General features: G+C 60.7%; 16 protein-coding genes. 5 read left to right on the forward strand and 11 right to left on the reverse strand.

Annotated elements, in window-relative coordinates; genetic code table 11:
- Positions 1–551: 551 nt before the first annotated feature.
- Both NKI17_RS09945 and NKI17_RS09950 read right to left on the reverse strand, forming a co-directional pair.
- A complete protein-coding gene (locus tag NKI17_RS09945) occupies positions 552–1,280 on the reverse strand; it encodes a hypothetical protein (RefSeq protein ID WP_352569927.1) in 729 nt (242 codons plus the stop codon).
- Between the two features lie 40 nt (positions 1,281–1,320).
- Positions 1,321–2,490, reverse strand: coding sequence for a coiled-coil domain-containing protein (locus NKI17_RS09950; protein WP_352905805.1), 1,170 nt, complete (start codon positions 2,488–2,490; stop codon positions 1,321–1,323).
- Positions 2,491–2,747: 257 nt separating this feature from the next.
- On the opposite strand from NKI17_RS09950, the gene NKI17_RS09955 reads away from it, so the two are divergent.
- Positions 2,748–3,287 carry a glutathione S-transferase family protein gene (locus NKI17_RS09955; RefSeq protein WP_352905874.1) on the forward strand — a complete coding sequence of 180 codons (540 nt, stop codon included), beginning with the start codon at positions 2,748–2,750 and terminating at the stop codon, positions 3,285–3,287.
- Between the two features lie 9 nt (positions 3,288–3,296).
- On the opposite strand, the gene NKI17_RS09960 is transcribed toward NKI17_RS09955, so the two are convergent.
- From NKI17_RS09960 to NKI17_RS09980, 5 genes are all read right to left on the reverse strand, one after another.
- The gene (locus NKI17_RS09960) at positions 3,297–4,154 is read right to left on the reverse strand and encodes a protein-L-isoaspartate O-methyltransferase family protein (RefSeq protein ID WP_352905807.1); all 858 of its coding nucleotides are present in this window, start codon (positions 4,152–4,154) and stop codon (positions 3,297–3,299) included.
- A 317-nt stretch (positions 4,155–4,471) separates the two neighbouring features.
- A complete protein-coding gene (locus tag NKI17_RS09965; protein WP_352905808.1) occupies positions 4,472–5,593 on the reverse strand; it encodes a LacI family DNA-binding transcriptional regulator in 1,122 nt (373 codons plus the stop codon).
- A gap of 88 nt (positions 5,594–5,681) precedes the next feature.
- A complete protein-coding gene (locus tag NKI17_RS09970) occupies positions 5,682–7,211 on the reverse strand; it encodes an amino acid ABC transporter permease/ATP-binding protein (protein ID WP_352756458.1) in 1,530 nt (509 codons plus the stop codon).
- Between the two features lie 76 nt (positions 7,212–7,287).
- Positions 7,288–8,124 (reverse strand): ABC transporter substrate-binding protein, encoded by an 837-nt coding sequence (locus NKI17_RS09975; RefSeq protein WP_352637498.1) that lies wholly within the window; start codon positions 8,122–8,124, stop codon positions 7,288–7,290.
- Positions 8,125–8,287: 163 nt separating this feature from the next.
- Positions 8,288–9,154, reverse strand: coding sequence for a PfkB family carbohydrate kinase (locus NKI17_RS09980; RefSeq protein WP_352679454.1), 867 nt, complete (start codon positions 9,152–9,154; stop codon positions 8,288–8,290).
- Between the two features lie 102 nt (positions 9,155–9,256).
- On the opposite strand from NKI17_RS09980, the gene NKI17_RS09985 reads away from it, so the two are divergent.
- Together NKI17_RS09985 and NKI17_RS09990 are read left to right on the forward strand one after the other, a co-directional pair.
- Positions 9,257–10,258: an SIS domain-containing protein gene (locus NKI17_RS09985; protein ID WP_352905810.1), complete on the forward strand. Its 1,002-nt coding sequence runs from the start codon at positions 9,257–9,259 to the stop codon at positions 10,256–10,258.
- A gap of 64 nt (positions 10,259–10,322) precedes the next feature.
- Entirely contained in the window at positions 10,323–11,450 is a 1,128-nt protein-coding gene (locus NKI17_RS09990) for an NAD(P)/FAD-dependent oxidoreductase (RefSeq protein ID WP_352905812.1), read from the forward strand.
- Positions 11,451–12,133: 683 nt separating this feature from the next.
- On the opposite strand, the gene NKI17_RS09995 is transcribed toward NKI17_RS09990, so the two are convergent.
- From NKI17_RS09995 to NKI17_RS10010, 4 genes are all read right to left on the reverse strand, one after another.
- Complete coding sequence (locus tag NKI17_RS09995) at positions 12,134–12,571, reverse strand: TA system VapC family ribonuclease toxin (protein ID WP_352905814.1); 438 nt, start codon at positions 12,569–12,571, stop codon at positions 12,134–12,136.
- Entirely contained in the window at positions 12,568–12,795 is a 228-nt protein-coding gene (locus NKI17_RS10000; protein WP_023679266.1) for a hypothetical protein, read from the reverse strand. Before NKI17_RS10000 ends, NKI17_RS09995 begins: the two co-directional genes overlap by 4 nt.
- Before the next feature lie 341 nt (positions 12,796–13,136).
- The gene (locus tag NKI17_RS10005) at positions 13,137–13,730 is read right to left on the reverse strand and encodes a DJ-1/PfpI family protein (RefSeq protein WP_352474439.1); all 594 of its coding nucleotides are present in this window, start codon (positions 13,728–13,730) and stop codon (positions 13,137–13,139) included.
- Positions 13,731–13,881: 151 nt separating this feature from the next.
- Positions 13,882–14,583 (reverse strand): GntR family transcriptional regulator, encoded by a 702-nt coding sequence (locus NKI17_RS10010; RefSeq protein WP_352905815.1) that lies wholly within the window; start codon positions 14,581–14,583, stop codon positions 13,882–13,884.
- Between the two features lie 323 nt (positions 14,584–14,906).
- Here NKI17_RS10010 and NKI17_RS10015 point away from each other — a divergent pair, with 323 nt between their 5' ends.
- Together NKI17_RS10015 and NKI17_RS10020 are read left to right on the forward strand one after the other, a co-directional pair.
- Positions 14,907–16,133 carry an iron-containing alcohol dehydrogenase gene (locus NKI17_RS10015; RefSeq protein WP_352905816.1) on the forward strand — a complete coding sequence of 409 codons (1,227 nt, stop codon included), beginning with the start codon at positions 14,907–14,909 and terminating at the stop codon, positions 16,131–16,133.
- Positions 16,134–16,151: 18 nt separating this feature from the next.
- On the forward strand, positions 16,152–17,639 hold the full coding sequence (locus tag NKI17_RS10020) for an NAD-dependent succinate-semialdehyde dehydrogenase (protein ID WP_352905818.1): 1,488 nt from the start codon (positions 16,152–16,154) through the stop codon (positions 17,637–17,639).
- Positions 17,640–17,642: the final 3 nt, after the last annotated feature.

Genomic DNA, 17,642 nt, shown 5'->3' on the forward strand with positions numbered 1-17,642 from the left:
CGAGGCCCTAACAATCCCCGTCAGAGAAGTTGGAACCCAACATCGTGAGCCTGAGCCAGAAGTTACGCAGCCAGCAGCCGTTCTGCATCTATTGTGCCGGATCGGCTCGCGGCGTCGACATCGACCACGTGCCGCCACGGGTCTGTTCGATGGCAAGTGGCGACCGAAGGGCGGGAAGTGACTACCTGCAAGGCATGCCATGAAGGGACGCGCGAGATGGACGATGTCGCGGCGTTCGCAAGCCGTTCCTGCCCAACCCGACGACCGGGGGACAGCATGGTTGTCATTGGTCATGACGATCACCTGGGCGGTGCGCCAAGAGGGCTTGGGCACGGCAGGCGCACCGTCTAGGGACAAAGGCTGCCGATGCTTCGTCAGGATTGTTCCGATATCAGCGAGTCCGCTTCTTGATAGGTCTTGCGACCAGTACGCACGCGCGCGCGGCCACAGGTCGAGGCTAGGAAACTCACACTCGCGGGCGCTGGTTGATCACCGAGCCAACACGAGCGACCTCGGCTAAGCGCCGTGTGTCCCTCTTACAGGCTTGGCTGCTATATTATTGCAGTGACCCTGCCCGACGCATCGAGGCGACAACTGACTTGCGCCTGCCGGACTTCGATGCCACCTTGTCTAGCGTAGTCTATTCGCACCTCGATCGGCGCCGTGAGTGCGCCTCGACGTTGACGCAAGGCACCTGCGCTTACCGCGTGGACACGGACGGCGCCAAGCGGCGTCGCAGCGGACACGATCGCCGCGCGGCAGGCGCGCACCACTGCGGCTGGCGTACCGGTTTTCGCTTTCAGCGGTGCCAGAAACTCAGCGGGATAGCCCTTGGTGACCCGCTCGGACCCACCGTCACCAGGTTTAGAGGGCAGGAGGACGGGTGGCAGGACGATCGATTGCCTGGCGGTCTTGGGAGAGGCAGTGGCTGTGGTGGCTGCGGCCGGACTACCGGGAGCGGTAACCGATTCGTTTTCGGCGGCTGGATCGTCGCCCACACCGACATCCGTCGAAATCCCTCCGCCTGTGTCACCTACGGTGCCGCTGGCACTAACGCTTGCGTCGACTGAGCCGTCATCTGCGCCGACCGAAGCTCCAACGCTTGCTCCGCCTACACCGTCGACGCTCGTGCCCACCCCCACAGATACGCCTTGCGAACCGGCACTCACTCCAGCACCGACCCCGGCACCGCCAACATTGCCGCCTACACCTGCATCAAGAGCCGAGGCAGGCCCGATTGCGATCCCGATCGTCAACGCGGCTGCGACGTATTTTTTCATTATCATACTCCCCTGCGGCATACATTTCGCTCACTATTCTTCACTGGCCTAGGTCGAGCTTTTTCGGTGGTCGCGTTGGGAGCAATGCGGCGGGAAGAGCGATGGTTGACAGCAGAACAGGTTGCGGTGACTTTTGGACCTTCACTTTCTGTTTTTCCGGCAAGCCCGGTTTACGGACTGGTTGGAAGCCCGAACGCGATGGCCTACTTGCATGTGCACTCGCGGGGGTACGTGCTTTCGGCGCGCGCTCCACAGCCGCAGTGCGACGCTTACCCTTGACAATATCAATTGCCTCACGCGCGGCACTGAGGCTGCGGGCTAGACCGATAGCCCTTTCACGCTCTTGGTCCAGCGCCGCACTCAATTCTATCGAGTTCTGCTTTAAAGCATCGCGTTCCTTGCGAACGATGGCGAGGGCTCGTACAGCTGAATCTGCTCGTTCGCGTCCCAGTTCGAGTGCTTCTCGAGCTTGCTTTACAGCGGCCTCGGCCACCTGTCGGTCCCTTATGGCGTTGGCCTGCTCGACGGCTGCCAGATTTGCGCCTGTCTTAAGAGCATCGATCGTTTGGCGAGCCGTAGTAAGTTCTTGTTCCAAGAGCTCAACCTTGTGCCGCTCGTCATCAAGCGCTCGCTTGGCAGCAAGCTGAGAGACTTCCATAGAGGGATGCGCTCCAAGCGTGGCAGCCTTCTCGCTGTTCCAGAGACTGGCTTCGGCCCTGTAGCTTTCGATAACGCGCTGCGCCGTCTCCAGATCGAGCGCGAGCGCTTCGTCTGTTCGCTGCTGCTCTTTTAGGGCTTGTGCTTGCTGAGCCACCGTGTCTGTCAGTACGTGTGCCTGGGCGCTTAGGTCACGTGCGCCGCGCTGCATAACGTCTAGCTCCGCTCGTGCTGCGGCCAATTCGCGGCGCAAACCCTCCACATGCTCGCCGAGCGGCGTTTGCGCGCCCTCCTTGGGTGCCTGTGTTTCGCTGAGCACCAGCTCTCCAGATATATAGGATCCGAGCGCGCTCGGTTGCGGCTTGCCCGGTTGTTTGTCGACCTCGGTGTGTTCCGAAACCACGACCGACGAGCTGTCGTTAGCTGCGGCAACAGCTGACGCTTCGGGCGCCAACTGACTATTTGCCGGAGATGCCGACAGCAGAACAAGGCATAACGGAACGAGGGATAGCATGGCGCTACACCCCCTGCCGCGTATCTGCAGATGATTCATCACTGAACCTCACCGACCGCGGCCCTCACCGCTATTGTATTCTCCACTTACGCGCGCGGCGCTGGATCAATGCTAGTGAAGCACCCTCGGCAACGCCAAGGCACCGAATAAGGCGTAAAGCCTGCCTCCTATTTCCTTACTTGTCATCATTCGAACGAACGGAACTTTCGTTCATTTACTCTGGGGGTTGTCTGAAACCCCGAAAGGCTGCCCTGCTCAAAACGGCTCTGTCTGGTCACTCCAGAGCCTCCAAGATACTGGAGGTCACGCTCTGGAGGAGGACGAGCCCCATCAATCGCAACGAGGATGTGTTTGCGATCAATCCGCTTAGCAAAGTGCCCGTTCTCGTTCTCAATGACGGTTATACGATCTTCGATTCGAGCGTAATCTGCGGCTATCTCGACGATCTCGAAAGCAGTCGTCGGCTCATCCCCGAAAGAGGGCGAGCAAAATGGTCCGCCTTGCGCCTCCAGGCGCTCGCCGGCGGCATGTGCGACGCAGGCATTTCCATCCGCTGGGAAAACGAGCGCCGCCCTGAACATCTGCGTTACCCTGCCTTGGGCGCAGGCATGACGATGAAGCTCATCGAATCCTACAATTTCGTGGAACGCGCGGTCGAATTCGACGCGCCGCTCCATGTCGGCCACATCGCGCTCGCCACTTGCCTAAGCTGGCTGGAGTTCCGGGGACTGCCGGACTTCTTGCAGGGAAGGCCGCGACTGACACAATGGTATAGATCCTTCGTGGAACGCCCTTCAATGCGTGCCACACCCTACGGCGGCGACACGCGAGATTGACATCGACCGCTAGGCTTTCGAAATCCAGTATGTGTCGGTCACCAGCCAAGCGTTCTCGAGGCCATTTGCTGGTCGCCCTCGATGATATTGCGCGAGACCAGTGAGCTTGCCTCGGGCAGCCTTGAGGGCGGCCATCAAGGCCTTTTCTTCGTCACTGCGCCTAGCTCCGCTGCAGGGATAAAACCCGCATGGCATAAGTGATCTTACAGGAAACGTACAGCCAGCCCTTTCCAGAAGCATCATGACGCCTCGTTGGTCTTCACCTGTGAACGGCAGCGCCATCCGACCCGTGTCGGATAAATTTGAAAGCCACCGTTCCGGCACGTGCGTCACTCCGGCAAAGGCGGCCACGACATCGAGGTTTGGCAGATCAACTGCCCGCGTTGCATCACCGGGTATCACTTCTATATGGGCGTAATGAGCAAGATTGCTTTGCGCGCGCCGAGCGAGTTCTTCGTCGATCTCATATGCAATCACGCGCCCTTCAGAACCCGTCAGTTCCGCGAGGATGGCGGTGAAATAGCCGACACCAGCGCCCACCTGAAGAACAGTCTGGCCGGCGGCGAAGTTCAGATGGTCGAAAACCAATGCCCAAAGCGACGGCAAGCCGCTGTTTAATCCGCGCTTTTCGTCAAGCGAGACCAGAACGTCGTGGTAAATCTCGTGAAGTGCGGCTGAAGGGCTGGTATGGACCGCCCCGATTTGCAATCTCGAATGGATACGCCAAGGCCCGTTGCCAAGGTAGTGTTCGCGCGGAACCTTTGCGAAGGCCTCGATGACTGCAGGGTTGTGCAAGACAGGCGATGAGACACGCAGGTCCTCGGCAAACCACCGGCGCGCTTCACTAACATCGGTTCTTGTTGGCATGGAATATCGGCTCCCGGATTGTGCGCACTCTGTGATGCTCTCAGAAAACCGGCCGACGGCAAAGGATCGCTATCCCCGCACTGCGCGGCGATGCTCGTTGTTTGTTTGCCTTCGACCGCGCCCTGCCCTCTCCGCCCCTCGACCCGCCCGGCTGCTGGCGTTCGCCGTTTAACCGAAAATGGCGCGTCGGCTCCAGGTCAGCGATTTCAAACTAACTTGTCGATGTTTCCAGAATGAAGCACGACCGTTTTGGGTCAACGCAACCACAGCTTGAAATGTCAGGGACGCACCTGCTGCGGAACCTCGGATGATCCAACCTACGATTGGCCATGCACGGCAATGGAATTTCGTTCCACGATCTGGGCTGCCAGGACACGATGCTCGAAAGGTAACGTGGCCTGCGCTAGCCTCTTCAAGAGAAGCTCCGCCGCCGCCGCCCCGATCAAATGCGCCGGCTGGGCGATGGCTGTGATACCCTGGGCCACGAATTGCATCCAATCGAGATCGTCGAAGCAAAGCAGCGAAACGTCTCCTGGAATCGCAAGCTTTAGTGCGGAAGTCGCCTCCAGAACGCCTGTCGACATCACACCATCGGCGGTAAATAGAGCGGACGGCGTATTGCGCATTGTCAGCAGATCGAGCGCCTCCTTGCGAGCTGCCTCGCTAGAATAGACCGCTACGCGGCGGATCAACCGCAGATCCGGCTCGATACCTGCGGCACGATGGGCTTCGAGATAACCCAACAATCGTTGCCAGCTTGGATGATGGTGGCGAACGTCGAAGCTGGAGAGATCAGCGTTCGCCACAAAGGAGCCAACATCATCGCGGTGGCCCGGCCCGAGTTCCGCCAGTATTCCGATGCGGCTGTGTCCGGCGGCGATCATGGCCGCGATGCTGTTACGCGTTACAGAAACGTTGTCGACCACGACTGAATCGGTTTCCAGGCCCGCCACTATGCGGTCGAACTGCACGACGGGGCAGCGGGCCGCGACTGCTTCACGAAGATGATCCGGCTCGTCCACGAAGGTCGATGAGACGATCAACCCATCGACCTGCTTTTCCAGCAGCAACTGCACCGCCTCTCGCTCGAGTTCGGCATTTTCGTCACTATTCGTAACGATAACCCCGAAGCCGCCACCGCGCGCGACATCCCCTATTCCGCGCAGCACGCTGGCGTAGAATGGGCTTTCGATGTCGCCAACCACAACTCCGATAGTCTGCGTCTTACCGGTGATCAGGCCTTTGGCCAGGCGATTGGGCCGATAGCCCAGCGCAGCTGCCGCCGCGCGCACCTTCTCCCGAACCTCAGGACTGCTGTAGCCGTAGTCACCAAGTACACGCCCCGCGGTGGCGGAGCTCACCCCGGCCCGACGAGCGACCTCTATGATAGTTGCGTTTTTCGACGATTCTTGAGTCACTCGGCAAACCCCGCCGCCCATGCGCACGCGTGACGGCGACCTAGCGGCAGTTAATCCCGCCCCGCAAGGCCGAACACCGCAACAGCCGCCGTTGCGCACACCATTGCAATCACAGCACCTCTGACAGAAAGCGCCGAAGACGCGGGCTTTGCGGATTGTCGAATAGATCCTCTGGTCGGCCTGCCTCGACGATCCGCCCCTCGTCCATGAATACGACCTGGTTCGCGACCTTGCGAGCGAAGTTCATCTCGTGCGTAACGACCACCATCGTCATCCCGCCCCGTCCGAGGTCGGCCATCAAGTTCAAGACACCTTTGACCAATTCCGGATCGAGGGCACTGGTGACTTCGTCGAACAGCATGATTTCGGGTTCGAGGGCCAGGGCGCGCGCGATGGCTACCCGCTGCTGTTGCCCGCCCGAGAGATTGGCCGGCCGATGGTCTTTGCGCTCCAGCAGTCCGACTTCATGCAGCCTCGCTAAGGCCGCTCCCTCAGCCTCCTCGCGCGACATGCGTTTTACTTTGCGCAGCGCCAGGGTGATGTTGGCGAGGGCGCTGCGGTCGGGAAACAGATTGAACTGCTGGAAAACCATGCCGACGCGCCGGCGGAGTTGGTCAGAGGTCTGTTTGTAGATGCTTTCGCCATCGAGCAGAATGTCACCGGCTCGACACTCTACGAGGCGGTTGAGGCAACGCAGCAAGGTCGACTTGCCCGAGCCGGACGGACCGACGAGGCAGGTGACGGTCCCGGGCTCGACTTTCAGACTGACGTCATGGAGCACCTGGACGGCGCCGTAGGCCATGTCGATGTTCTTGACCTCGATGCCGCCGCCCTTGAAGCGGGTGGGCGCCACTGCGGGCAATTTCGCTGCGCCCGGCACGCCGGCTTCGGCAAGCTCGGCGACTTCCTTGAGGCCGCTCTGCACAGCGGTGATACGTTTGCCGACGCGCATGCGCGCGTCGATGTAATTGACGAGGTGGGTCAGCGGCACCGTGATCACGAGATAGAACACGCCGGCCAGCAACAGCGGCGACAGGTTGCCGGTCAGCACGGCCTGGTCCTGGCCAACGCGGAACAGTTCGCGTTCGGAGGCGAGCAGACCAAGGAAATAGACCAGGCTGGAGTCTTTGACGTTGCCAATGAACTGGTTGACCAGTGCAGGCAGGACGCGGCGGATGCCTTGCGGGATCACCACCAGGCGCATGCCTTGGCCATACGTCATACCGAGAGTGCGGGTGGCGTCGATCTGACCACGCTCGACGCTCTGGATGCCGGCGCGGAAAATCTCTCCGATATAGGCGCCGGCGATCAGGCTGAGCGCCAGAATGCCCAGCGGATAAGGCGATGGACCGAACAGATCTCGGCCCAACCGCGCGAAGCCTTGGCCAATGATCAGGATCGTGACAATAGCAGGAAGCCCGCGGAAGATATCGGTGTAGACTCGGGCAAGGAGTTTCAGCGGCCGGTTCTCTGAAATCCCCATGACTGCGAGGACGATACCGATCAGCGTCCCGAAAAACGTCGAGGCAAGGGCCAGGATCAAAGTGTTCTTGAGGCCGACCATCACCATGTTTGGCAGAACTTCTGCCATCGCCTGGAAATCAAGGAAGCTGCGGGCGAAGGTATCGAACCAGCTCATATCAAGTCCATCTATAACTCGGCCGGGCACCGTTGCTCACGGGCCCGGCCGGAAACGAAAATGAATACGCGCGAATTTACTTCTTGGGCAGATATTGATCCGGCATCGGAGTGCCCGGGAACCACTTCTCATGCAGCCGTTTCCAGGTGCCATCGTCCATGGCCTGGCGCAGCGCCTTATTGAGCGCCTCGCGGAAGGCATCGTTGCCTTTCTTGACCACGAACCCGGCCGGCGCATCGAAGGACGGCACATTCATTGTTATCTTCAGGTTCTTGTAGCGCTCCACATACTGCTTGGCCGACTCATAGTCAGTGAAATGGCCATCGATCGTCCCGTTATTCAGCGCCGCCACCGCAGTGTTGTTGTCGGGGAATTTGACGATGTCGCCCTTCAGATTCTTCTCGGCATAGATTTCCTGCAGCGTTCCCTGGATCACGCCGATGCGCTTTCCGGCGGTGCTCTCATTGCTCGTCAGTGCCGGATCAGCCGAAATGATCGACAGGTAGCCGGCGAGATAGCCGTCGCCAAAATCCACTGTCTTTTTGCGCTCCGCGGTCGTGCCGATGGCGGCGACAGCGACGTCGAACCGGCCGTTGGCAACCGACGGCAGCAGCGCCGAGAATTCCTGGCCGGTGAAAACGACCTGTTCCTCCTTGAACCCGAGCCGGCGCGCCACATCGCGGAAGAGTTCAGCGTCGAAGCCAGTGAAGTTACCGTTGGCGTCGGTGAAGACATAGGGTTTCGCATCGCCCATGGTTCCGACGCTGATCACCGTCGGGTCGATGAGGTTGTAGGGGTTGTCGGCCGCGTTTGCCTGCGTTGACGAGGCCAACGTGCCAAGTCCTGTCAACAGCGCGATCGTCAGCGCCAGACCGGATTTCACAAGTTGGCGCCTGCTCGAATTCGTGTGCATGTCTTCTCCTCTTACGATTGGCCGAACTCGGCCCTGCGATCCCACTCGACGTCTCATCCATCAAAACGCTCTTAGGTGGCGTTTTGGTCAGATAGGTGAGAACGTTATCATTTCCTCTAGCATTGTCCATTTCTCGCGTCAATTGTTTCGGAGAATTTCGCTGCTAGACGGTTTTCCAGTCTTGAGCGTGCCGAGCTCCGCGAAGGATCTCCGGCGTCATCTTTCCTAACTCGATTGCTGTCGCATGGCCGATCGCCCCGTAGTACCGGCAGGTAGCGGCCGCCGCCTCCGCGGCATGGCCGAGAATGTCTTGAGGCGCCTCTTCCTTAAGCAGGCCGAATAGCGTTCTGGCGATGAAGGTGTCGCCCGCGCCCAGGGTGTCGACCGGTTCGACCAGCCGCGCCTGGGTGCGGTAAGAGACCGTGTCGGCGTGAAGCACCGCGCCGGCTCGGCCACGAGTCACAAGGACCCACTTTGAACCATATCCAAGGAGTTCGGCTGCGATTGCGGCCAATTCGTTGTCGTCGAGACCGTCACCCGAGACGGAAGCCAGATAGCAATAGGGCCCAATCTCGCGTCGATGTCCCGGTTCCCGCCGCGTAGAAAAGTCGTAAGACAGCAGGGACTTACTCGATACAGCGGCAACCCACGGGTCTAACCCGCTGGACTGGCCGATGTGGACGGCCTGAAAGCTCGAGAGAAAATCCAGATCTTCTTGCGTCGGCGTAAACACCGAAACTCCGAGATCGAAGTCCAGGAAAATCCGATCGGCGTTGCGGTGACCTATGAGGCAGTAAGCGGTCGGCCCCTCGAGGCGCCGTAATCGGGTGATGTCCACGCGCTCCGACGCCAGTGCAGTGCAGATAAGGTCCCCCGCCCGGTCTTTGCCGATCGCTCCGACATAGGCCGATCGCCCGCCGAAGCGGCTGACATAGACCGAGACATTGAGGCAATTTCCACCAGGATACATCTCGCCGCGAGCAAGATAACAATCGACCACGTTATCGCCTATCGCGGCAATCTTGACCATTGCAGGACTTTCAGTTTAAAGGATGTGATAACGTTCGCACACTGGCTGCCATCTGTCAATTGTGCGCCGGCCCGCAGCTCTGCCAACGAGACGAGGAAGCTCATGATTTCCGCCCTGCCCGCCGACGTGGAACGCGCCCTGACCGCTACGGCGGGCAGGCGGTTTTCGCACCTATTCCTCGTGGCGTGCGGCGGCTCGCTCTCGATCATGATGGCAGGCAAATACTTCGTCGACCGTCACAGCGGCACATTCGCCTGCGACATCTACAACGCGGATGAGTTCGTCTGCCGAGACCCGCGACGGCTGGGACCCGACGCGCTCGTTGTCCTTTGCTCGCAGACCGGCACCACCCACGAAACTGTGCGAGCGGCCAATCATGCAAAGGATCGAGGCGCAACGACAATCGGCATGACGCTCGACCAGATATCGCCCCTCGCGCGGGCGGTCGACCACGCCGTCGCCTACCAGGCCTCCTACACGACGGGCAAAGCAATCGATTCAGCCTGCAGCAACTACGGCGTGCTCTATATGTTGCTCGCCGGCCTGATCGATGCTCGGGAGGATGCCGGGCTAACTGCCGATGTGCTGATGAGCCTGAGCCATCTTCAGCCGGCGATAGAGCGTGCGCACCGGACCTATGCCGACCGGTTTAAGGCCTTCGCCCCCCGTTTCGCGCCGCGCAATGCGATCTACACACTGGCCAGCGGTGCCAGCTATGGTGCGGCCTATTCGTACGCCATCTGCGTGTTGATGGAGATGCAGTGGTACGACTCGCAGGCCATACACGCCAACGAGTTCTTTCACGGCCCATTTGAGGTGGTGGACCGGGATGCTTGCTTCGTGGTCTTGCTGGGTTTGGACGAAACGCGGAGCCTATCCGAACGCGCCCGCGACTTCCTTTTCAAACATGGAAGCCGGGAAAACATCCTGGTGCTAGATGGAGCGGAACTCGACCTCAGCGGTATGTCCGATGACATCAAACCCTATCTCGTGCCCTTGGTCTTCTTCGACACTCTATGGCGTTTTGCCTATGAGCTGGCCGGCCTGCGTGGCCGGCCGATGCTCGATGGCCGGCGCTACATGAAGAAGCTAACGGACTACTAGTTCCGCCGCGCTCTGCAGCGATCCAACAACTCCCAGCCCGGCTTCTGCGTAAAAGGATTTCCCTATGACTGCATCTGCAAAACCGCGCCAAGTCGTCGTTGTCGGCGCAGGCATCTTCGGCACCTCTTCCGCGCTGCACCTCGCTCGTCTTGGCTTTGATGTAACCATTGTCAATGACGGCGCGCCGGCCAACGGTGCATCCGGCCGTTCACTTTCCTGGCTGAACTCAGCGCGACGTGCCGACACTGCCTATCACCGCTTGAGGCTTGCAGGCATCGACCGTTATCGGACCCTGGCGGCCACAAGGCCGGAAACCGCGTCGTGGCTTCGCTTTGACGGCGGCCTCACCTGGGATGCGGATGATGAGGCGAACCAGATCGCGTCCATCTGCCAGCTGGAGCAGGAAATTGGTTATGACGCGCTTCTGCTCGGCCCTGCCGAAGTTGGTGCAATGACGCCCGGCGTCAACGCCAGCGCCATCACCCCGCAGGGCGCCATCTTCAATCCTGGCGAAGGATGGGTTGACCTGCCCTGCCTGATCGATCTGCTGCTCAATGAGTTCCGCTCCCGCGGCGGCAAGCTCGTCCAGAACGCCGGACGCGTGCGGATGGATGCCACAGGTGGTCGCGCGCGTGGCGTCGTCACTGCCGATGGTGCGCCGATAAAGGCGGATGCAATGGTCCTTGCCGTTGGGCCAGCGACGCCTGTCATGCTTGCGGAGATCGGCGTCCATGTCCCCGACGCCACGCCGATTTCACTTCTTTTGAAGACCAAGCCGACCAAGACCGAGCTCCGTGCCGTGCTGAATACGCCGCGCGTGGCGGTGCGCCCGACGCCGGATGGCGCATTTGTTTTGGATTCGGCATGGTCGGAGGAAGAAGTCGTGGTCAACCCGGACGGCACCTACACCGTGCACGACAAGACCATCAAAGGACTGCTCGACGAGGCCAGTGCCGTGCTCGACGGCAATCCGCGGCTCCAACTCGCTACCTATGCTGTCGGCCCGAAGCCTATCCCCGGCGACGGCGAGCCGGTGCTTGGCTCAGTCGAGACCGTCGCCGGGCTTCACGTCGCCTTTAGCCACAGCGGCGCCACGCTTGGACTGATCGTCGGCGAATTGCTTGCCAAAGAAATCGCCTCCGGCAATCCGCACCCGATGCTTGCAACCTTCCGCGCCAACCGTTTCAGCTGACAGGGCATCGCGGCCGAGGTCGAACTGGCCAGATGGGCCGCGGGCCTGGGGAATCCTGGCAAGGTCGCTAAACAGCGAATTTCTGCCTCTTGCAGCTTCAACGTTGGACCGAGGGTGGTCAAGGCCAAGAAGCTGAGGTGCCCGGAGGAGCATCTCCAACCCGAATCCGAGCGTGAACTCGGCCGCGCCAACCATCGAGATGAACACGTCCCGCGGCATGCCGAAGGTCAGAAACGGCTTATCTTCGACCAGCGGGTAGAACCACTCCGGATAGGCTCGATGTCGCGAGGTCCTAGAGGTTGTAAGGTGGGACACGAACGTGCGGCGCGTCTGTCTGGCGCCAGTCTCGAAAGTATTGGCGACTACACCGCCAGCGCCCCTGAGCACCGATGTCTTGCCATGGATCACCCAGCAAACATTCGTCGCCAAGAAACAACAGCTTCGCTTCGTAAGCCGACGCATTGTACCAGTCGCAGGCAGCCGCGCAACGGTTCAAGCCCGACCTTGACTGGAAGCTGGAGGACGAACCATCCAAGAGGGGCGGCATGTTGAGACACTCGTGGCCTTGGACGAACGGTAGCGCATTGCGCCTGAGCGCACCGGCCTGATGGTGCTGCGCGGCTACGCCTATCTCAACCTGCGCGGTTCGGCGATGCAGAACAGACAAAAAGAGCCCGGCCGGTCTACCTTGTGGGAATCAGGTGCAGTGCAGACTTCCCGCCCTTCACGGCCGCGACTGACAGCTTGCGGTCAAAGCTCGCAAGTTGGCCGCCACGCGCCTTGGCGAGCGCGAGAAGATACGTATCCGTGACCTGTGCCGAGGTCAGGATTTTCGCTGCATCGATGTCGCCTGAGCCAACCAGGCTCACATCGTCGGGCCAGAAGCTGTGCCCGTGCAGAGCCCGCAACTTGGTAACGATTTGCGCAACGACGGCGGGCGAGCCGGGAGAATTGGGATATCTTTGGTTGCCGACGATGCGCAGGACGCCGTTTTCGGTGATGGGACACGTAGCCCATGCGGCGTTGCCGGCCTGTTCGAACCAGTCATGCGCGTCGTCATGGGCGACGTGGCCAGGATCGATCAGTGCGATCAGCACATTGACATCGAGCAGGAACGTCAAGGCAGTTCGTCTCGCAGGGCATTGACCGTCTCAAGCGTGACAGGAGGTGCATCCGGCCGAGGCGACAGTAGAGGAATCCCGTTGCGCTCGCCGCCGGCTTGAGGCCGGCGCAGAGAGCGCCGGGCGAGATCGGTGATGACCTCGCCGAGGCTGCGATCCTGCTGCCGGGCGATGGCCTTGGCCGCGACTAGGACGTCGTCATCGATCGCCAGTGTGGTTCTCATATCGCCCTCCTGGTGCGCATCAATCATCACGCATCATATAGAGCAGCAACGTCGGGTACTCAAGCGGTGCGACTTCCGACAGCGGTGCGACTTCGTAGCGTCGTAAGCAGATGAGTTGTCCGGATTAGGTAGCACGAGTTGTCCGATCACTCGTAAGCGAGTTTGGTTTCCCTCACCCTTTGACTACCGACAAAGTTGCGCAGGGCCGAGGGGACCGTTATGGCCGCGCTACCTAAGGGACGTGCCTTCCGGAAGCTTATCAGCTCGGGAGACTATCGGCAGAAGCTACGGAGGCTGCAGCAAGGACCGACGCACCCTTTTGGATGCGTCGGAGCAAAGGTCTACGCGTGGCGGATTTCCGTTCCCAGCACCTTCAGGCATTCGCGGATGAACGCAGCAAGCGCCGTCCAGCCTTTTGCCGAAACCATCGTCCCATCCACATATGCCTCCGTTGGAGACAGGTCGATATAGGTGCCGCCCGCAAGCGTCACTTCGGGCTCGCAAGCCGCCAGCGCGCCGACCTTCTTGCCACGCACGACGCCGTCTACCGCAATCAGGATCTGCACGCCGTGGCAGATCGTGAAAATCGGCTTCTTGGTTTCGTGGAAGTGGCGCACCATCGCCTGCACGCGCTTGTCGGTGCGGATGTATTCGGGGCCACGACCGCCCGCGCAGTAAACAGCGTGGTATTGCTCCAGCTGCTTCTCAGCGTCGGAGAAGGTCTTGTTGATCAGCGCATAGTGGCCGAGCTTTTCGGTGTAGGTTTGATCGCCCTCGAAATCGTGCAGCGATGTTTTGATCAGGTCTCCGGCGCTTTTGTCTGGGCACACGACGTGGACGCTGTGGCCCACCGCTTCCATCGCCTGCTGGTAGACGAAGATTTCGTATTCCTCGGTGAATTCACCGGTCAGCATCAGGATCTTTTTGCCTGGCATGGTACTTCCTTTCCTGTGACAACGGCCGGGCGAGACCTGTACTCGCCTGGTAGGTTTGAGTTTCTAGAAGGGTGAATCGGGGAAGTAGTCTTCGTTGGCACTGGCCTGCGTGATGACCGTCAACGGCGGGTACGGGGACATCGGGACAGTCTCAGTCGAACGCCAGCAACAAACGGTCGCGGGAATGCTCGATATGGCGACGCATCGCCTGCTCGGCAGCGGCAGGATCGGCCGCAGCGAAAGCGGCCAGGATGGCCTCATGCTCGTCAAGCGCCTCCTCGGTGACGCGCGAATGGAACATCAGGCGGAATATGTGGAAGTGGGTATGCTGGTGCGCCAGTGTCTCGCGCACGAGTTCGTTGTTGGCGAATTCCATGACCTTGTCATGGAAAATGGCATCCTGGCGGGCGAAGTTGGAATACCGCAGGCGCTCGTCCTTGCCCTCACGGCGCGCCATGACGCCGGCCGATGTCTGAAGCTGTGCGAGCTTTACCTCGTCCATGAGCACCGCTGCCTTGGCTGCACCATGAGGCTCGAGCAGCAGGCGAAGCTCGTAGAGTTCATCGAACCGTCGTTTCGTAATCTGCGGCGCAGCGCGGTAACCGATCAGATGCGTCTTCAGCACCAGGCCTTCGCCTTCGAGCCGGCCGAGCGCCTCGCGGATCGGCGTGTGGGACACGTTGAATTCCTTGACCAGGCTGTCGACGGTGATGCGCGAGCCCGGCGCAATCTTCAGGGACATGAGTTGCGCAAAGATCGCTTCGTAGACGTCCTCAACCAGGCTGCTGGAGCGCTGGATACGCCCGCCGGTGAGGTTCGCTTCGTCTAGACTGGGTAAGTTCATGGCCTGCATGTATTGCCTCTTGACACATTGAGTTGCTAACACGATGCTCCGGCCAATGCAATCCTATATCATATACGATTTTATAGAGGATATCATTTGCGGCAGCTAGGAGACAAAGCAATCGAATTTGCAGCGGCCCTGCTGGAACAGCGTCCCGCCCTGGCAGCCCGTGCTTCCTCACCTGCTGAACGGACCGCCAGCGTTGCGGGCGATGGTTCGGCACGTCGATACGCAACCGCGCTGCGAGACGGGTTTTACATCGAACCCGGCCTTGGGGCCGAGTTGAACGCCATCTCGCATTCCAATCCAGTCATCATCACAGGATGCAGGTCATGAGCCTTTTCGCTGCCCTAAGGCTGCCGCGCGAAATCCTCTTCGGGAAGGGCCAACGCCATGTCATTCCGGTTGTGGCGGCGAGGCTCGGGCGTCGCGCACTCGTCTGCACCGATGAACGTTTTGCCGCAACGGGCCTGTTCGCAGAGATTGTCACGAGGCTGCGAGCCGCCTCGATAGACGTACTGGTGCATGATCGTGTGCTGCCCGACGTTCCTCGGGACACCGTTGCCGTCTGCGTCGAGGAAGCACGGAAGTTCGCGCCCGACGTGGTGATCGGCATTGGCGGCGGCAGTTGTCTCGACATGGCGAAATGCGCCGCGTTGCTCATCAGTCACGGCGGTCAGCTCCAGGATTACTACGGCGAGTTCAAGGTGCCCGGTCCGACGCTGCCGTTGATCGCGGTGCCGACGACAGCCGGCACGGGCTCTGAAGTGACCCCGGTTGCCGTGATCTCCGATCCGGATCGCACGCTGAAGGTCGGCATCTCCAGTCCGTATCTGATCGCGGCCGCGGCCATCTGCGATCCTGAACTGACAATGACATGCCCGCCGGCATTGACGGCGATGGCAGGCGCCGATGCGCTGACGCATGCAATCGAGGCCTTCACCGCCGCTAGGCGTGGGACCGATCCCGGCCTTCCGCAGAAACATGTCTTTATCGGCAAAACCGCCTTGACCGACCACTTCGCCCTGCTGGCGATCAAGCTGCTTGGCCGAAGCCTTGAAACGGCATACCGCCGGCCCTCTGACGAGGACGCCCGGGCCGACGTCATGATGGGTGCACTTGCAGCCGGCTGCGCGTTCGGAACGGCCGGCACGGCGGCAGCGCACGCCGTGCAATATCCGGTTGGCGCGATAACCCACACCGCTCACGGATTGGGTGTCGCCACCATGCTGCCATTCGTCATGAAGTACAACAGAACAGCCGCAGCGACCGAGATGGCCGAGATCGCCAACGCGCTCTGCCTCGATGGAAAAGGCCGGACGCCCGAAGAGTTGGCCGACGCGACCATTGGCGAGGTCAGTCGGCTGTTTGGGGCAATCGGGATCACCCCCACGTTGGCCGAGCTGGGGCTGCCTGCCGACAAGCTCGATTGGACGGCGGAACAGGCGATCGGTATCGAGCGCCTCATCAAGAACAATCCGCGGCCATTCGATTTGAGGTCCATGCGACGCCTGGTCCAGGCCGCCTTTGATGGCGACCTCGCCAGCTGCGTCATGTAAACAAGCGGGAATATCGAGATGAACACGTTTTCACAGGTTCTGTCGGATGATCAGGGCGTCAGCGACTTCCACACAATTTCGCACCGGCTGTATATTGGCGGCCAATGGCGGCAGTCCGCGGATGGCAGGGTAATTCCGGTCATTGATCCGTCGACGGAAGCCATCATCGCGGCCGTACCCGATGCGACCTTGGAGGACGCGGCCGCCGCCGTTGACGCCGCTGCCAAAGCAGCCCATGGCTGGCGAACAACGTCGCCGCGAAAGCGTTCCGAGATCCTCAGACGCTGCTTTGAGCTGATGACGGAACGATCGGAGGCACTGGCTACTCTCATCGCACTGGAAAACGGCAAGGCCCTGCGGGATGCCCGCGGCGAGATCGCTTATGCCGCGGAATTTTTCCGCTGGAATGCCGAGGAGGCCGTTCGCATTACCGGTGAATTCGGTATTGCGCCTTCCGGTACCAATCGCATTGTGGTCGACTACGAACCGATCGGCATATGCATCCTGATCACGCCCTGGAATTTTCCTGCCGCGATGGCGACGCGCAAGATCGCGCCGGCACTTGCCGCTGGATGCACGGTGATCCTGAAGCCGGCCAGTGAGACCCCGCTTACCGCCTACTCGCTGGCCGCGCTCTACCAGGACGCGGGCGTTCCACCAGGGGTGGTCAACGTCCTGACAACCTCCAGTCCTGGGCCTTTGACAGCCGCCATGCTGGCCGATCCGCGGGTGCGCAAACTCTCCTTCACCGGTTCGACGGGTGTGGGTCGCGCTCTGCTGGCAGAGGCTGCCAGGCATGTGATCTCGTGTTCCATGGAACTCGGCGGCAACGCACCGTTCATTGTGTTCGACGACGCCGATCTCGAAGCGGCGCTCGATGGCGCAATGGTGGCCAAGATGCGCAACGCCGGCGAGGCCTGCACGGCCGCAAACCGCCTCTACGTCCAATCTGGCATCTACGAAGCCTTCTGCGAGGGCCTCGAGAAGCGGATGTCGTCGCTCAAGGTCGGCGCCGGCACCGACCCGGACACGGAATGCGGGCCTATGATCACGAAAAAGGCGATCGAGAAGATAGACCGCCTTGTCGTCGACGCGGTCACACGCGGCGCGCGGGTCTTGTGCGGCGGCTCAGTCCTGTCCGGACGTGGTTTCTTCTACCCTCCGACAGTGCTTCGCGACGTGCCGGGCGACGCAAAGATGGCGCATGAGGAGATATTCGGGCCGGTGGCGCCAATCTCGAGCTTCGAAACGGAGGCCGAGGTCATCGCGCGCGCCAATGACACCGAATATGGGCTTGCTGCCTACATCTACACGCGCGATCTGGCGCGCGGCATGCGGGTGGCCTCGCGGATCGAGGCCGGGATGATTGCTCTCAACCGCGGGCTGATGTCCGATCCAGCAGCCCCCTTCGGCGGCGTCAAGCAGAGCGGGCTCGGCCGCGAGGGAGGGCAGCATCACGGCATTGCGGAATTCATGGAGGCGAAATACCTCGCCATCAGCATGTGAGCA

It is taken from the genome of Mesorhizobium sp. M0816, from assembly GCF_040320005.1.
Taxonomy (GTDB): domain Bacteria; phylum Pseudomonadota; class Alphaproteobacteria; order Rhizobiales; family Rhizobiaceae; genus Mesorhizobium.

What these genes read in the sequence shown, in the direction of transcription:
- NKI17_RS09980 (WP_352679454.1), bottom strand. Translation starts at nt 9,154, where the DNA reads ATGGTCAAGATTGCCGCGATAGGCGATAACGTGGTCGATTGTTATCTT.
- NKI17_RS10005 (WP_352474439.1), bottom strand. Translation starts at nt 13,730, where the DNA reads ATGCCAGGCAAAAAGATCCTGATGCTGACCGGTGAATTCACCGAGGAA.
- NKI17_RS09950 (WP_352905805.1), bottom strand. Translation starts at nt 2,490, where the DNA reads ATGAATCATCTGCAGATACGCGGCAGGGGGTGTAGCGCCATGCTATCC.
- NKI17_RS10010 (WP_352905815.1), bottom strand. Translation starts at nt 14,583, where the DNA reads ATGCAGGCCATGAACTTACCCAGTCTAGACGAAGCGAACCTCACCGGC.
- NKI17_RS09945 (WP_352569927.1), bottom strand. Translation starts at nt 1,280, where the DNA reads ATGAAAAAATACGTCGCAGCCGCGTTGACGATCGGGATCGCAATCGGG.
- NKI17_RS09960 (WP_352905807.1), bottom strand. Translation starts at nt 4,154, where the DNA reads ATGCCAACAAGAACCGATGTTAGTGAAGCGCGCCGGTGGTTTGCCGAG.
- NKI17_RS10000 (WP_023679266.1), bottom strand. Translation starts at nt 12,795, where the DNA reads ATGAGAACCACACTGGCGATCGATGACGACGTCCTAGTCGCGGCCAAG.
- NKI17_RS09975 (WP_352637498.1), bottom strand. Translation starts at nt 8,124, where the DNA reads ATGCACACGAATTCGAGCAGGCGCCAACTTGTGAAATCCGGTCTGGCG.
- NKI17_RS09990 (WP_352905812.1), top strand. Translation starts at nt 10,323, where the DNA reads ATGACTGCATCTGCAAAACCGCGCCAAGTCGTCGTTGTCGGCGCAGGC.
- NKI17_RS10015 (WP_352905816.1), top strand. Translation starts at nt 14,907, where the DNA reads ATGAGCCTTTTCGCTGCCCTAAGGCTGCCGCGCGAAATCCTCTTCGGG.
- NKI17_RS10020 (WP_352905818.1), top strand. Translation starts at nt 16,152, where the DNA reads ATGAACACGTTTTCACAGGTTCTGTCGGATGATCAGGGCGTCAGCGAC.
- NKI17_RS09965 (WP_352905808.1), bottom strand. Translation starts at nt 5,593, where the DNA reads ATGGGCGGCGGGGTTTGCCGAGTGACTCAAGAATCGTCGAAAAACGCA.
- NKI17_RS09970 (WP_352756458.1), bottom strand. Translation starts at nt 7,211, where the DNA reads ATGAGCTGGTTCGATACCTTCGCCCGCAGCTTCCTTGATTTCCAGGCG.
- NKI17_RS09985 (WP_352905810.1), top strand. Translation starts at nt 9,257, where the DNA reads ATGATTTCCGCCCTGCCCGCCGACGTGGAACGCGCCCTGACCGCTACG.